Here is a 15,813-nt window from a genome sequence, read left to right as displayed (position 1 = left end):
CCATTAACCACGCGTAACCGCATGTCAAATTTTGGTTACGTTGCGCGTGCAACTGTCATCAAGCATGTGCTGATGCCAACGTTGTCATCGTGCACCAAAGTGAGGCGTCGATTGCAGTTACCTATGCCGGGCAACGGATTGCGTTGCCCCATTTTGGGCATCGATACCTGTTATGAAACTTGGGCATCAATAGGTGATCTGTACCGAATCTGCACTGCGTTGCGCAGGACCATGGAAGACCGCCTCGATATTGTTGCCATCCGGATCGAGCACAAATGCTGCGTAATAACTTGGGTGATAGGGGCGTAGACCCGGCGCGCCGTTGTCGCGTCCACCGTTGGCCAGGGCGGCGCGATGGAACGCCTGCACCATCGCAATATCGCGCGCCTGAAAGGCCAGATGGTGGCGGCCGGTCAACACACCCTGCGCCACCGTGTCGCGGTCGGAGACAAACAATTCGTCGGCCCAGAAATGGCGGTCGCCCTCGCCGCCTATGGGAATGCCAAGGACCTCGAGCACGGCTTGATAAAAGCGCTTGCTCGCCGGCAGGTCGTGGACCACCAGATGCAGGTGATCGATCAAGCGGCCCCGACTCAGTTGCGATGCTTCCATTGGCGTGCTCCGGCAATGACAGGAGCGCCGGTCATAGCACGCGCCGGGCGTACGCCTCGTCATCGCGTGGCCTGGTGTGCGTGGGCGCACGAGAGCAAGCGCACCGTACCGTGATCGGCAGGGGCGCAATGCACGCACGACGCAATGCAGGAGCCGCATTCGGCAAGCGGTTGCGCCCGCCTGCGCATCTGCCACACGCGCACAAACGCACAACGCACACGCGCCGGACTGGCCGGGGCGTGTGATCAAACCCTGATGTCGATGCTGTAGCGCTGCGCGGCACCGGCGCAGTCGCTTTGCATCGTCAGCCGTAACCAGCTAGCGGCGTTTGCTGCGTTTACCAACGGTAGTTGATTCGCCCGTAGACATAGGCACCGTTGAAGCCGAACGGCGACAGATTGCTGTACGGAAACTGCCCGCTGGTGGAATTGGCGAAGTTGTTCTCGTCCGGGTACTCATCCAGCAGGTTGTCCGCGCCCAGCGTGAGCGTCCAGCGATCGACCTTGTAGCTTGCCGACGCATCCACCACCCATTTGGCGCCGAAGGTCTGGTCGTTGATTGCCGCTGCCGGTCGTGTGCTGTACTTGCCGTAGCGCGTGGCGCCCAGCGCCAGCGTCCAGTGCTCGGAATTCCAGCTGCTGTTGACCAGGAACTTGTCGCGCGGGAAGCCTTCCTCGATGCGACCGCGCTCGGTGCGGTCGATGCGCTCCAGGCTCAGCCCGTTGGCCGACAATGCGGCCGGGTTGGCCGCCACGCTGCGCACCTCGGTTTCGGAGTAGTTGTAGCCGGCAGTCAGGTCCACGCTGCTGGCGGCCAGCTGCCAGCGGTAGCTGCCCACCACGTCCACGCCGCGCGTGCGCGTATCCACTGCGTTGGTGAAGTAGCGCCCACCGTTGATGCCGAAGATGCCCTGCGATTCGAGCAGGCTGCGCACGCCGGTACCGGTGAGGTTGGACGACAGCACGATACGGTCGTCCACGTCGATCTGGTACGCATCGATGGTGAGGTAGAGCGCATCGGTGGGCTGCAGCACCAGGCCCAGGCTGTAGGACAGCGAGGTTTCCGCATCCAGCGGTTCGGCCCCAAAGGCGCGCGCCACGTTGCTGTCGGCCGGGAAGGTGCGGATCTCGAACGGGTTGGGATTGCCGGCCAGGAAGGTGGTGCTGGTGGACTGGAAATACTGCTGCGCCAGCGACGGCGCGCGGAAGCCCGAGGCCACCGTGCCGCGCAACGCGATCTTTTCGGTGAATGCATAACGGCCGGACAACTTGCCCGAGGCCTGGCTGCCGAAATCGTCATAGTCTTCGTAGCGACCGGCCAGGCCGGCGGAGAACTTGTCGGTGAAGTCGGCTTCCAGGTCGGCGTACAGCGCGTAGCTGTTGCGCGAATACTGGCCCGACACGCTGGGGGCGAATCCGCCATAGCCCTGCGCGCCGCCGGCCAGCGTGCCGGCCTGGAAGTAGGATCCCACTTCACCCGGCGACTGGTTCCATTTTTCGTTGCGGTATTCGGCGCCGAACGCCACCGTCACCGGGTACGCCAGACCCCAGTCGAAACCGCGCTTGACGTCCAGGTTGACGATGTTCTGCGTGGTCTCCAGCGCACCGTCGTAGAACGAGGTGGGCGAGGTCGGCCCCAGGCTGACGTTGAGCGTGTTGCGGGTATGGAAATCGATGCGGTTGTAGCCGTAGTTGTAGCTGGCATCCCAGTCCCAGCTGCCGGCGGTGGAGCCGCGCACACCGGCCACCAGCGAACGGTCCTTGGCGTAGCTCTGGATCTCCGGCAAAAAGCCCTGCGGGTAGATCGACAGGATGTTCTGGATGCTGCCCGGCGCGCGGAAGAACGCGAACGAGGTGATGTCGCGGTTGCTGGCGGTGGCGAAGGCGTAGCCGGTGATGCTGTCGCTGAACTGGTATTCGGTATTGAGCGAGGCGGCCTGCGCATTGACGTCCGGGTCGCCGATCTTGAATGCCTTCTGGCCCACGGCCGGCTGCGAGACGCTGGGCGCGCCGGCATAGCCGCGTGCGCGGTCGGTCGGGTCCTGCTGGTTGAGCTGGGCGGCCACGTGCAGCCAGCCACGGTCGCCGCCGTAGGCCACACCGGTGTCGCCTGACAGCTCGTAGTTGTTGCCGTCGCCGGCCGAATACTGGCCGAAGCCGGCCTGCAGGCTGCCGCCCTTTTCCGCGCCCTTGAGCACGATGTTGACCACGCCGGCGATGGCATCGGAGCCGTATTGCGCCGAGGCGCCGTCGCGCAGTACTTCCACTCGTGCGATTGCCGCCACCGGGATGGTGTTCAGATCCACCGCCGCCGCGCCGCGGCCGATGGTGCCGTTGAGGTTGAGCAGCGAGGAGGTGTGGCGACGCTTGCCGTTGACCAGCACCAGCACCTGGTCCGGCGACAGGCCGCGCAGCTGCGCGGGGCGGATCGCGCTGGTGCCGTCGCTCAGCGCCGGGCGAGGGAAGTTCAACGACGGCAGTGCGCGTGCCAGCGCGGTGGCCAGCTCGGGGGTGCCGGTGGCCTGTAGCGATTCGGCGCTGATGATGTCGATCGGCGACTGCGATTCGGCCACAGTGCGGTCGGACACGCGGGTGCCGGTGACGATCACCGTATCCAGGGTATTGGCGGTGGCCGGCGCAGCGTCCTGCGCCATGGCGGGAGAGGCAAGCAGTGCAGCGACCACGGCGGTCGCAAGGCAGGACAGGGGGATGTTCATGACAACTCCGAAAACGGCAGCCCGAGCGGGGCCAACTAGACTGGGCGGGTGGCGATCACGGCGGTGCGAAGCGCACGTATCTTCCAACCTGAAGGCGCTAATTATTCGTTAACGCTAGAATGGCGTCGCAGGAATGCTGCTCATCTGCTCATTCCTTTTCGTTCTATCGGACTGTCCATCAATGATTTCCCTGCGCAACTTCTCCATGCGACGCGGCGAGCGTCTGCTGCTGTCCAACGTCGACCTGACCATGCATGCCGGCTACCGCGTCGGCGTGGTGGGCCGCAACGGTACCGGTAAGTCCAGCCTGTTCGCCGCGGTGAAGGGCGAGCTGGAGGCCGACAAGGGCGACGTGGACCTGCCCGGCAAGGTGCGTACCGCAAGCGTCTCGCAGGAAACCCCGTCGTTGCCGGACCCGGCACTGTCGTTTGTGCTTGGCGGCGATATCGAAGTCTCCGCGGTGCTGCAGGAAGAAGCCGCCGCCACCGCCCGCGAGGACTGGGAGGCGGTCGCCAACGCGCACCAGAAGATGGCCGAACTCGGCGCTTACGATGCCGAGGCGCGTGCCGGCAAGCTGCTGCACGGCCTGGGCTTCCCGGCCGACACCCATCACCGCGCGGTGTCCTCGTTCTCCGGCGGCTGGCGGGTGCGGTTGAATCTGGCGCGCGCGCTGATGATGCCCAGCGACCTGCTGCTGCTCGACGAACCGACGAACCACTTGGACATGGATGCAGTGCTGTGGCTGGAACAATGGCTGCTCAAGTACCCAGGCACCTTGTTGCTGATTTCGCATGACCGCGAGTTTCTGGACAACGTGGCCACCCACACCCTGCACCTGCATGGCGGCACCGCCAAACTGTATGTCGGCGGCTATACCGATTTCGAGCGCCAGCGCATCGAGCACCTGCGCCAGCAGCAGATCGCGCACGACAAGGAACAGGCCGAGCGCGCGCATCTGCAGAGCTTCATCGACCGTTTCAAGGCACAGGCCAGCAAGGCCACCCAGGCGCAGAGCCGCATGAAGCGGCTGGCCAAGATGGCCGGCACCGAGGCGGTGCGCGCCGAGCGCGAGTTCCGCATCCAGTTCGCCCAGCCAAATCGGCTGCCGTTTTCGTTGATCCGGCTGAATCATGCGGCTTGCGGGTATGCGGCTTCGCCGCGGGAATCGGGAATGGGGAATGGGGATTCGCAAAAGCGCGGGTCCAGCGACGCCATAACTGTGTTGCACGATGTTGGGTTTGGGTTGGAGGCGGGCGACCGGATCGGGTTGTTGGGGCCCAATGGCGCGGGTAAGTCCACGCTGGTCAAGACCCTGGTGGGCGAGCTGGCGCCGTTGTCGGGCGAGCGCAGTGCGCATCCGGACCTGCGCATCGGCTACTTCGCCCAGCACACGGTGGAATCGCTGCACGAGGGCCAGTCGCCGATGGACCACTTCCGCGATCTGTCGCCGGATGGTTCCAATCAGGCGTTCCGCGATTTCCTGGGTAAATGGAATTTCGCCGGCGACCGCGCCTTCGAGGTGGTGGATGGCTTCTCCGGCGGCGAGCGCGCGCGCCTGGCGCTGGCGCTGATCGCCTGGCAGCAGCCCAACGTGCTGCTGCTCGACGAACCGACCAACCACTTGGACCTGGAAATGCGCGAGGCGCTGGCCGAGGCGCTGAGCGATTTCGAAGGCGCCATCGTGATGGTCTCGCACGACCGCCATCTGATCGGCCTGGTCTGCGACAGTTTCTGGCGCGTGGCCGATGGCGTGGTCGAGCCGTTTGATGGCGATCTGGACGAATACGCCGCCTGGCTGCGCAGCCGCCCGGCCGCGCAAGGCACCAAGCAGAAGATGGCCGAAGTGGCGCCCACCCCGCCACCGCCGACCAAGCCGCTGCCACCGAAAAAAGCCGTCAACCCGCACAAGCTGGCCAGCGCCGAAAAGCGCGTCGGCGAGCTGGAAGCTACCCTGGCGGAGCTCGACCGCGAGCTGGCGAACCCGCGCAACTATGCCGACACCGACAAGATGGCGGTGCTGGGCCGCGACCGCGAGGCGACGGCGCAGCAACTGGCTGCGGCCGAGGCGGCGTGGATGGAGTTGATCGAGGGCGCGTAACGCGCAGGCGTTACGCTAGGCACCGAGCCAAACACAGGGACGTAGCGAGCATGATCAGCGCCACCATCAGTCTGGAAGACCATCTGGCCGCACAGCGGCTGCATGCGCGGCACACGGCCAAGGTCTTGATCGTGATCCTGGTGGTCCTGCTCCTGATCGGGGCGGGCATGCTGCAACTGATCGGAGCTGGCGAAATCATCGGCCCGGTGCTGATCGGCGCCGGAGGCGGCGGCTTGATCGGCCTGGCGTTGCTGCACCTGTGGGGCTTGCCACGGAAGATCAAGCGCCTGCATGCCCAGCAGGCCGCGCTGCGGCACACCTACACCTTTGCCTGGGACGAGACCGGGCTGGAGATCACCTGGGCGGACGGGCGGTTGCGCCGGCCCTGGTCCGATTACATCCGCTACCGCGAGAACGAGCGCGTGCTGCTGCTGTATCACAACGACCGCTTGTTCGAGCTGTTCGCCCCACACTGGTTCGCCGATCAAGCGCACTACGAGGCGTTTCGCCGCGTGGCGGTGCAGGGGATCGAGGCGTCCGGACGCCGCTGAGCACAGCGTGTCGCCTCGCAGCCTCCAATCACTTGGCGCGGTCTTCTGCCCTCACTTCGACCGCACGCGCGCCAGCAACGAGGTGCTGGCGTAAGCATCCTGCGGCAACCCCTGGCTGCGCTGAAACGCACGGATGCCCTGGCGCGTCTGCGGCCCCAGCGCACCGTCGACCCCGCCGACGTCGAAGCCCTTGTCGGCCAGCCGTTGCTGCAGTTCGGTAATGGCATCCACGCTGTTGAGTGGTGGATCGTCCTTGGGCCAGGGCTGTGCGATCCCGGCGCCGCCCGCATAGCCATCGGCCAACAACCCCACCGCCAGCGCATAGGCCGTTGAATTGTTGTAGCGGAGAATGCTGCGGAAATTGTCGAACACCAGGAAAGCCGGCCCGCGATAGCCGGTGGGCAGCAGCACCGAGGCCTGTTCCTGCGCCAAGGCCGGCGCAATCGGCTTGCCTGCACACAGCACGCCCTGGCGCTGCCAATCGGCGACGGTCTTCTTGATCGTCATATCGGCCTGCGCGTAGTCGAAGTCGGCGGCCAAGCGCACCTCCTGGCCCCAGGGCAGGCGGCTGTTCCAGTTGCTCTTGTTGAGATAATTCGCGGCAGAGCCCAATGAGTCTGCACTGGAGTGCCAGACGTCGCGCGTGTGATCCCCATCGGCGTCGACGGCATAGTCGCGGTAAGTGCTGGGAATGAATTGCGTTTGCCCCATTGCACCCGCCCATGACCCCACCAGTTGTGACCGGTCGACACCTTTCTCCGTTTGCAGGATCTGCAAGGCGGCGAGCAGCTGCGTATTACCATAGCGCGTACGCCTGCCCGAGTGGGCCAGCGTTGCCAGTGAGCGGATCACGTAGCGGTCCCCGATCTGCGCGCCGTATTGGCTCTCCATACTCCAGATTGCGGTCAGGATGCGTGGATCCACGCCGTATTGTCTCTGTAGCTGCTCGAACAACGTGCGCTTGCTGACCAGCAGTTGCTGGCCCTGCTGAATGCTCGAGGGCGTGACGCGGTCGTCGAGGTATTCCCACAGGTATCGGGTGAACTCAGGTTGCTGCTGATCCAGCGCATGTACGGACGGGTCGGCGGTGACGCCGGCAAACGCGGTGTCCAGTGTGGTGGTCTCGATGCCTGCGGCAAGCGCGCGCTGGCGAAAGTCGACGAGCCATTGTTCAAAGCTTTCGGTCGCCGCAGGATTTTGCTCGGCAGCGTCGGGAGGTGCAGAGGAGGGGGCGGTGACTTGCGCAAAGGCGTGGGTCGCTGTCACGCATGCGCCGGCAAGAAGCCATACACGAAGATGCTGCAAGGGGAGTTTCATGGGCATGCCTCGGACTGACGATGGCGGGCATGCTAGTCGTCAAGGATGCCGAAATAAAGCCATGGCAGCTATTCGTTTTTGTGCTGTATTTCAAAGCGGAATCAATCGCCGCGTGCGGTTGCTCGCTCCGGTCACGTCGACAGTGTGCGCACCAGCCAGCGATGAAAGCCGAGCGCAGGGCCGTCGGCCGGCCGCGAACGTAGATGCGTCAGCCAGTAACGCCCCGCGTCGATCTGGATCGGGAACGGGCACACCAGCCGCCCGGCGTCCAGATCCTGGCGAAACATCGGCAGCGGCAGCAATGCCACACCGCTACCGGCGGCGGCCGCGCTGGCCAGGGTCAACGATGAATCGAACATCGCCCCGCGTGCGGCGACTTCGGCCACACCCGCCGCGCGAAACCATCGTGGCCATTCGTCCACGCGGTAGGAGCGCAATAACGGCAGCTGCGCCAGATCGGCCGGCGTGCGCAGGCCACGCGCCATGCTGGGCGCGCACACCGGCGCAAACGGTGCTTCCATCAGCGCATGGGCGATCTGGCCCTGCCAGTCGCCATCGCCGAAACGGATCGCCAGATCCAGCCCTTCGCCGGCCAGATCGACCCGGTTGTTGTGGGTGGACAGGCGCAATTCGATATCCGGATGCGCGGCATGAAAGGCCGGCAATCGTGGCAGCAGCCAGCCGGTGGCGAAGGTGCCCACCACGCCCACGCTGAGCACCTCGCGATAGCGCCCATCGGCGAAGCGCTCCAGGATGGCGGCGATGCGGTCGAAGGCCTCGCCCAGCACCGGCGCCAACGCTGCACCCTCGTCGGTCAGCGCCACCCCGCGCGGCAGGCGGTGGAACAGGCTGGTGCCCAGTTGTCGCTCCAGCGCCTTGATCTGGTGGCTGAGCGCGGCCTGGCTCACGCACAACTCGTTCGCCGCGCGGGTCAGGTTTTGATGGCGCGCGGCGGCTTCGAAAGCGCGCAGGGCATTGAGCGGGAGGCGGGGGCGGGGCATCGGTAGAGATTAGTTCAATTCATGCCTGTGATCGAAACATCGCGATGGTCGGCTGCGGCGTGCGCATCGATACTGCGGGCTTCCTCAAGGAGGCAAACGCATGTTGAATCGGCGAGAGTTCCTGTACGCAACCGGCGCGGGCATGCTGTTTGCGGCGTCCAGACCCGCGCGGGCACTCAGCCCGGCGGTGAATGCGGACGACCTGCTGCGGGCACAATGGGCGGAAATCGAACGTGGCACCGGTGGTCGCCTGGGCATCAGCCTGCTCGACAGCGCCACCGGCTGGCGCCTCGGGCAGCGCGAGAACGAGCGCTTTCCGATGTGCAGTACCTTCAAATTTGTATTGGCTGCCGCGGTATTGCAGCAGGTGGACCGCGGCAAGCTGTCGTTGGCGCAACCGGTCAAGATCCGTGCCTCGGACATGCTTGAGCATGCCCCGGTCACCAAGGGCCATGTCGGCGGCGCGCTGAGTGTCGGCGACCTGTGCCGGGCCACGATGATCTATAGCGACAACCCGGCCGCCAACCTGTTGTTCCCGCTGGTCGGCGGCCCGCCCGGCGTGACCGCCTTCCTGCGCAGCATCGGCGATGCCAAGACCCGCAGTGACCGCTACGAGCCGGAGATGAACGGGTTCGCCCCCGGCGAGCCGCGCGACACCACCACCCCGGCGGCAATGGCGTCGACGCTGCACACGCTGCTGCTTGGCGATGCGCTGCAGCCTGCCTCGCGCACGCAGCTGACCGACTGGATGATCGACAACCGCACTGGCGACGATTGCCTGCGTGCAGGGTTCACGCGCGACTGGAAGATCGGCGACAAGACCGGCAGCAACGGCACCGACACCCGCAACGACATCGCCATCCTCTGGCCGCCGAAGGGCAGGCCGCCGCTGCTGCTGACCACGTATTTGAACGGTGCCAAGGTCGACGACGCCGCACGCGACGCGGCGCTGAAGGCAGTCGCGGTCGCGGTGCGCGAGAGCATCGTGGACTAAGTGCAACGGCTCGGATTCTCCCGCATGTCACGTCGCGCCTTCGCCCATGACATGTTTCCCGTTTCCCTTCCGCTTCTTGAGGATCGACAATGCAAATCAGGCGGTATCAGTGGTGTGTGGCAGTGGTGCTGCTGCTTGTTTCCGGGCTTGCACTTGCTAGTGCCTGGCAACCAGCGCCTGGTCAGGTGGAGATACCGCTTTGGCCAGGGGCGGTACCAGACGCGGTGCGCCACCCGAATCCCGAATCGGTGGGCACTGGCGAGGGGCGTTTCCCGTGGACAAAGGTGAGCGACGTCAGTCGCCCGACGATGACGGTCTATCCGCCCAAAGGTCATAACACTGGTGCGGCGGTGCTGGTCTTTCCCGGCGGTGGCTATCAGGTCCTGGCGATGGATCTGGAAGGGACGGACATCTGCGACTGGCTGACCGCACGCGGCATCACCTGCGTGCTGTTGAAATACCGCGTACCGAACTCGGGGCCGACCTGGCGCAACGACCGCCGCTATTACCCGAAGGTGCAAACGGCCCTGCAGGATGCACAGCGTGCGCTAGGACTGGTACGCGCGCAGGCGGACCAGTTGGCCGTGGACCCGCACAAGATCGGTGTGCTCGGCTTTTCAGCCGGTGGCCACCTGGTGGCCGCGGTCAGCACCCACTTTGCAACGCGCACGTATCCGCCGGTGGACGCGTCCGACGCGCAGAGTTGCCGACCGGACTTCGCCATTGCCGTCTACCCGGGCCATCTGTGGGCACACGAGGACGAAGATGGCGCCACGCGCGATCCGACCCAGCTGTCGCTGCGGCCGGACATCACCGTCACCGCCCAAACGCCGCCGACCTTTGTGTTGCAGGCGCAGGACGATCACGTGGACGGCGTCAGTCAGTCGCTGGCCTACTACGTGGCGCTCCAGCACGCCGGTGTACCGACAGAAATGCATCTCTATGCCGAAGGTGGGCATGCGTTCGGTCTGCGCGCGGGCACACTGCCGATCGCGCAATGGCCGCATCTGGTGGAAACCTGGTTAGGGACGATCGGCATGCTGGATACGGCCGACGCACGCTGAGCGCAGCGGTGCCCGCGCGTGCTGGCCGAACATCTCAGATGCGCGCCCACCGCATTCCGAGCCGCAAGGCTCAGCCCAGTGGGCCGATCACGACAGGCCTGTCTTGCTGCAGCCGCGCCGGCCCACCCATGGCCGGGTCGCTGACGCTGTCCACACCGGTTTCGATGCGACCGGCCAGCCGTTGGCTTGCGCCGTCGTGTTCGATCCACAAGTCGTACCAGCCGCCGCTGGCTGCCGCCTTCCAGCTGCGTTGCCAGGCCTGGCCGCCGGCAAGCTGCAGTTGCTCGCGCGGTTGCGCCTGCGCATAAGCGGCCGGCTGCAGCGCGACCTGGAGCGGCAGGGCTCCGGCGTTGTGCAGTGACAACGACAGCGCAGCCGGGTCGTCCGCTGCCTGGGTGATGTCGGCCAGCAACAACGCAGCGCTCAGGTCGCCCCGATAGTGACGATGGAATCCGTTCGGGCCGATCAGCCACAGATCGTACCGACCATCATAGGTGGTCCAGTCGCCGTCCAACGTGGCATCGGTACCCACCGTGTAGCGGCGCGGGATCGCCGCCAGGTCGTAGCGGTCGTAGACATGCAGTACCGCCGCCGCGCCACGGTTTTTCATGCGTAGCCGGACCTCGCCACGCTCGGGCAGATGTGCCAGTTGCACGCTCGGCCGATACGGCACGGCGCGCGAACGACGCACGCCGAACGGTTGCGCGGGCGGCTGCAAGGTGGCCGGCAGCGGCGGCAGCGTGTGCTCGCGCAGGGCGGCTGCGCGTGTTGCCGCATCGCCCACATCGGGCAACGATGCGACGAATGGGCGCGCATTGGCGCTGCGGAAGTCGAACGCATTGGTCAGGTCGCCACACACCGCACGCCGCCATGGCGTGATCTCCGTTGCCTGCACGCCAAACCGCCGCTCCAGCAGGCGCAGCACCGAGGTGTGGTCGTACACCTGCGAATCCACCCAGCCGCCACGGCTCCATGGCGAAATGACATACATTGGGACACGCGGGCCAAGCCCGTACGGGCGCCCGCGCAGCGCGAGAAGATCTACTTTCTGCTCGCCCGGTGCAGGCTGGCGATGGTAGTCGTCGTCGGTGGCGATGCTGGAGGCGCCGGCAAAGCCGCCCGCCGCGCGCGGGTCCGGCGACGGCGGCGCAGGCGGCGGTACGTGATCGAAGAAGCCGTCGTTTTCATCGAACATCAGCAGTAATGCCGTGCGGCTCCACACCTGCGGATCGGCGGTGAGCGCATCCAGCACGCGCGCGGTATAGGCCGCGCCTTGGGCGGGGCTGGACGGATCCGGATGCTCGCTGCCGGCCGCATCGGCAATGACGAAACTCACCGACGGCAGCCGGCCGGCCACCACGTCCGTGCGCAACTGCTCCACGCCTCGCGTACTGATGCCACGCGCGCGCAGCTGTGCATCGTGCCCCGTCGCGTTGCGGTAGGCCTGCCGAAACGTCTCGAACCCGGCCAGCGGGTTGTCGGTGAAGTTGTCGGCCATGTCCTGGTAGATCTGCCAGCTCACGCCTGCGCGCTGCAGCTGTTCGACATAGCTGGTCCAGCGATACGGCTCGGCAAAACCGCCCAGTTCCGGAAAGTTGTCGTGCGAGTTGCCGATCACCGGCCCGCCATTGCGCGCCTGCGGGTCGTTGCCGCCGGTCCACAGAAACACGCGATTGGAGTTGGTGCCGGTCTGGATCGAGGCGTGGTACGCATCGCAGATGGTGAACGCATCGGCAAGCGCGTACTGGAAGGGAATGTCCGCACGCCCGTAGTAACCCAGCGCGTGATTGTGCTTGGCCGCCGCCCAGTGCCCGAGCCGGCCATGGTCCCAGGCCTGCTGCGCATCCGGCCAGCTGTGCGGTGTGCCCTTGACGCGCATGAAGCCGAATTGCGCGGCCGTGTCCAATGCAAATGGGGTGAGCCATTGCATGCCGTCTTCGCTGGGCTGCAGCCACACCGTACGCGAAGGCGCGCCTGGCAGTGGCGGGGCCGGAATCGGAAAGCGATCGCCGAATCCGCGCACGCCGGGCAGCGCACCGAAGTAATGGTCGAACGCGCGGTTTTCCTGCATCAGGATCACCACATGCTGCAGATCTTCCATCGTGCCGCTGCGGCGGTCCGGCGCGATGGCCGCGGCACGCGCGATGCTGGGTAACAGTGCGGCCGCGCCGCTGGTCAGGCTGGCTTGCAGCAAACGGCGGCGGGGCAGGTCGATCATGGGTACTCGCGTCGCATCGAAAGGGATGCCCGCACCGGTGTGCGCTACGGGCATCGCACAGCATGGCAGGTTGCCGTTACAGATCCAGCGTCAGCGTCAGCCCGACCGTGCGCGGTGCGGCGATGAAGGCACTGTCGCTGCCGTCCACGCCTTCCAGATAGCGCTTGTCGGTGAGGTTGCTGACAGTGAGCGCCAGTTGCAGCCCCTTGAGCTGCGCCGATAGCTGCGACAACTCCACGCCCAGATTCGCGTTGAAGGTGGTCACCCCATCGAGTGCGGCGCGGTTGGAGGCGTCCAGATAGCGCTTGCCCAGATAACGACCGGACACACCGAAGCGCCATGCCTGCCCGCGCCAGTCCGCCGACACCACCACGGTGTTGCGCGGCTGGCCGATCACCTGCGCGCCGGGCGTGATCTCCAGCGCGGTATCGCGCGCGGCATCGCCGCTGCCCAGGTAATCGGCCTTGTTGTAGGTGTAGGCGCCATTGATGCGCCAGCCGTTGTCCCAACCGTAGCCCAGCGCCGCTTCCACGCCGCGCGCATGCACGCCACCGAAGTTCTCGTACACGCCGTCGGTCTCGCCCAGGTAGTCGATACCGGTGACGAAGTTGGCCGGCACATACACGATGCGGTTGTCGAAGCGGATGTCGTAGAGCGTGACGCTGCCGGTCAATGGCCAGCGGCTCAGGCGCAGGCCGAGTTCGACGTTGTCGGCGGTCTCCGGCTGCACCCGGCTCAGCGCGACCGGGTCGGTTTCGCCGAGCACACCGGAGGGAATCGCGGCGAAGTTCTGCGAATACCCGCCAAAGGCTTCCAGGCCCTGCACCGGGGTGGTCCAGGTCAGGCCGGCCGACAGCAGCGGGTCTGAATGTGAATCCGACTCCACATGCTGCGCATCGCCGATGCGGCGGTCGCGGGTCTGGTCGACGAAGAACTGCTTGAGGCCCACGCGCCAGGCGAGGGCGCCGTAGCGCATCACGTCCTCGACGTAATACATCTGCTCGTCGGTCTGGTAGTCGTCCTTGAACTGCACCCAGTACGGCTGATGATCGAAGCCGATATTGGTGCCGACGTTGAGCAGGCGATGCCAGTCGCGGGTGACGCTACGGTCGTAGCGCTCCAGCCACGCACCGGCGCGCACGGTGTTGTCGATGGCGCCCAGATCCGCGCGCCATTCCACATCGGCCATCGCGCCGGCGCGGTGGTTGTCGTAGTGGCTGTGGCGATACGACTGCACCGGCACCGAGCCGGCCGGATAGCAGGCCGGGTTGGATTCGGCCGGCAGCGCATCGCTGCCGGCGCAACCAGCCAGCATGGTCGCGGCTGCGCCGCCCGGGGTCAGGTAATACAACTTGCCCAGATCGCTGCCGCCATACACGGTGTTGCCGCCGCGCGCCTCCGATTCCGGCGCACCGGCCCCATCGTTGGTGACGTCCACCAGATACGGCGGAATCCAGTCGCCACGGCCTTGCATGCGATGCGCGTAGCCGGTGAGCGTGGCCTTGATGCCGTTGCCGCCGTCGAAGGCGCCGCGCAGGTAGCCAAACGTGTTCTTGCGCAATGCGCGCGAGCCGGAGCGGTAGTTCTGGTCCAGGTAGGGAATGCCGGTGAGCCTGCCTGTCAGCAAGTCGTGTTCGGGATCGCGTGCGAACTGCTCGGGCGTCACGCTGGTGTATTCGGACTCGTCGGCATCGTCGTAGGACAGATAGCCGCTCAAGGTCCACTTGTCCAAGGTGCTGACGAACTTGCCGGCCAGATGATCGCGGCTGGTGTGGCCGCTACCGTCGATCCAGTCGTCGTTGCGCGCCGACGAGCCACTGATCCAGGCACGCGTGTTGCCGCCCAACAGGCCGGTGTCGTAGCGCGCGTAATACTTGCGCGCCTGGTTGTCGCCGATACCGCCGATCACCCGCACACGCTGTTCTTCCAGCGGCTCGCCGGTGAGGTAGTTCAGTGTGCCGCCCAACGCTTCGTTTGAGCGCGAGGCGATATCCGCAGTGCCCTGGCTCACCTCCACCGTTTCCAGGTCCGGCATGTCGATGAAGCGGTTGGCCTTGGAGCCGCCGCCATAAGCCGATCCACCGTTGGGCACGCCATCGACGGTGGTGCCGATCTGCTGGGTATCGCGGTTGCTGACGAAACCACGCATGCTGATCTGCGTGCCCCAATCGGACGAGCCGAATGCATCGGCTTCGGTGACCACCACGCCTGGCAACTCGTTGAGCGCGTCGTTGACACTGCCCAGCACGAACTGGCGGTCCAGCATCTCCTTGCTCACCGTGGTCTTGGAATAGGTCATCGCCTGGCCGACCACCTGCACCTGATCCAGCGTGGAGACTTGCTCGCCATTGCCATTGCCATTGCTGTCTGCAAGCGGCGCGGATGGTGCGGCGCCGTCGGGGACCTGTTGGGCGTATGCGTGAGAGGTCAGCGGCACCAGGAGCAAGGCAAGCGTGGCCGAATGGCGCACGCGCGGGCAGGACATCGAATCCATTGCAATCCAGCAGGCGAAGGAGGGGGTAGCCGCAGCCTGCCGCGCTTGCGTTGCGTGATGATGACCGCGCAACCGATGGGGCTGCGATCACCCCATGGAGGCTACTCCTTGGACCGGTCGCCAGCGCGACGGTTACCGCTGTTCGGTATCGACGCGCCCAGTTGCTCTGGCATGAAGGCCATGGCGGTGGTGCCGGATCCAGACACGCGAAGTCCTTCGCCGCACGGCTTTTTGTCGAAAATGCAGCGACGCCATGACCACCGAATCATCAGCGGCTCTCCAACGCGGTGTCAGGGTTACGCATCCTGCTGCTGAGCAAGCGCGATCACCGCCGGTTCCAGTGCCTTCAGGCCGGCAGCGCGTCCACGCTCGAGTGCGGTGGCAAGCGGTGTTCCTCGGTTGAGCACCTGGTCGAGCGCAACCATCGCGCCGACGCGGTTTGCGCTGGCGCAGTGGATCAGCACGGCACCCTCGGTGCGCGCCTGATCGAGCAGTCGGCCGAACGTCTGTACGCGCGCGTGGTCAAGGTCGCCGGCGTTGGCGATCGGAAGCGTGACATAACGCAGGCCAAGCCGGTCAGCTTCACCTGCCTCTTCGTAGTCCACCGGCTCCTCCGGCGGGCGCAGGTTGATCACCGTGCGCACATCCTTGCTGGCAAGTTCAGCCAATTGAAGCCGCGTCGGTTGGCCGCTGGCGTAGTGGCCTTCGGCGAAAAGCAGAAAGGTGGTCATCGGTAGGTTTCCGGCGG

At 65.7% G+C, this 15,813-nt stretch carries 11 protein-coding genes; 4 read left to right on the top strand and 7 right to left on the bottom strand.

Going from position 1 to position 15,813, the window contains the following annotated elements; translation table 11 throughout:
* Positions 1-186: 186 nt before the first annotated feature.
* Positions 187-612, bottom strand: a complete 426-nt coding sequence (locus BJD12_RS06690) for a VOC family protein (protein ID WP_005996313.1) — start codon at positions 610-612, stop codon at positions 187-189.
* A gap of 337 nt (positions 613-949) precedes the next feature.
* Positions 950-3,328, bottom strand: coding sequence for a TonB-dependent receptor plug domain-containing protein (locus BJD12_RS06685; protein WP_074059337.1), 2,379 nt, complete (start codon positions 3,326-3,328; stop codon positions 950-952).
* A 181-nt stretch (positions 3,329-3,509) separates the two neighbouring features.
* Here BJD12_RS06685 and BJD12_RS06680 point away from each other — a divergent pair, with 181 nt between their 5' ends.
* Together BJD12_RS06680 and BJD12_RS06675 are read left to right on the top strand one after the other, a co-directional pair.
* A complete protein-coding gene (locus BJD12_RS06680) occupies positions 3,510-5,426 on the top strand; it encodes an ABC-F family ATP-binding cassette domain-containing protein (RefSeq protein WP_042828740.1) in 1,917 nt (638 codons plus the stop codon).
* Between the two features lie 50 nt (positions 5,427-5,476).
* Entirely contained in the window at positions 5,477-5,977 is a 501-nt protein-coding gene (locus tag BJD12_RS06675) for a YcxB family protein (RefSeq protein ID WP_005997822.1), read from the top strand.
* Between the two features lie 51 nt (positions 5,978-6,028).
* On the opposite strand, the gene BJD12_RS06670 is transcribed toward BJD12_RS06675, so the two are convergent.
* Both BJD12_RS06670 and ampR read right to left on the bottom strand, forming a co-directional pair.
* On the bottom strand, positions 6,029-7,294 hold the full coding sequence (locus BJD12_RS06670) for a lytic murein transglycosylase (protein WP_039420216.1): 1,266 nt from the start codon (positions 7,292-7,294) through the stop codon (positions 6,029-6,031).
* 131 nt (positions 7,295-7,425) lie between these two features.
* A complete protein-coding gene (ampR, locus tag BJD12_RS06665) occupies positions 7,426-8,295 on the bottom strand; it encodes a LysR family transcriptional regulator AmpR (RefSeq protein ID WP_005997824.1) in 870 nt (289 codons plus the stop codon).
* A gap of 100 nt (positions 8,296-8,395) precedes the next feature.
* Here ampR and bla point away from each other — a divergent pair, with 100 nt between their 5' ends.
* Both bla and BJD12_RS06655 read left to right on the top strand, forming a co-directional pair.
* The gene (gene bla / locus BJD12_RS06660) at positions 8,396-9,289 is read left to right on the top strand and encodes a class A beta-lactamase (RefSeq protein ID WP_005997825.1); all 894 of its coding nucleotides are present in this window, start codon (positions 8,396-8,398) and stop codon (positions 9,287-9,289) included.
* A 116-nt stretch (positions 9,290-9,405) separates the two neighbouring features.
* The gene (locus tag BJD12_RS06655) at positions 9,406-10,353 is read left to right on the top strand and encodes an alpha/beta hydrolase (RefSeq protein WP_042828741.1); all 948 of its coding nucleotides are present in this window, start codon (positions 9,406-9,408) and stop codon (positions 10,351-10,353) included.
* 70 nt (positions 10,354-10,423) lie between these two features.
* On the opposite strand, the gene BJD12_RS06650 is transcribed toward BJD12_RS06655, so the two are convergent.
* The 3 genes from BJD12_RS06650 to BJD12_RS06640 all read right to left on the bottom strand — a co-directional run bounded on the left by BJD12_RS06650 (position 10,424) and on the right by BJD12_RS06640 (position 15,796).
* Positions 10,424-12,571 (bottom strand): phosphocholine-specific phospholipase C, encoded by a 2,148-nt coding sequence (locus BJD12_RS06650; RefSeq protein WP_005997827.1) that lies wholly within the window; start codon positions 12,569-12,571, stop codon positions 10,424-10,426.
* Positions 12,572-12,647: 76 nt separating this feature from the next.
* Positions 12,648-15,065 carry a TonB-dependent receptor domain-containing protein gene (locus tag BJD12_RS06645; RefSeq protein WP_005997828.1) on the bottom strand — a complete coding sequence of 806 codons (2,418 nt, stop codon included), beginning with the start codon at positions 15,063-15,065 and terminating at the stop codon, positions 12,648-12,650.
* A gap of 296 nt (positions 15,066-15,361) precedes the next feature.
* Positions 15,362-15,796 (bottom strand): protein tyrosine phosphatase family protein, encoded by a 435-nt coding sequence (locus BJD12_RS06640; protein WP_005997830.1) that lies wholly within the window; start codon positions 15,794-15,796, stop codon positions 15,362-15,364.
* Between the last annotated feature and the right edge of the window lie 17 nt (positions 15,797-15,813).

The sequence above is a fragment of the Xanthomonas vesicatoria ATCC 35937 genome, from assembly GCF_001908725.1.
In the GTDB taxonomy this organism is placed as follows: Bacteria; Pseudomonadota; Gammaproteobacteria; order Xanthomonadales; family Xanthomonadaceae; genus Xanthomonas; species Xanthomonas vesicatoria.
The sequence above is the reverse complement of the archived record's forward strand: the minus strand, read 5'-3'. Positions and strand labels throughout refer to the sequence as shown.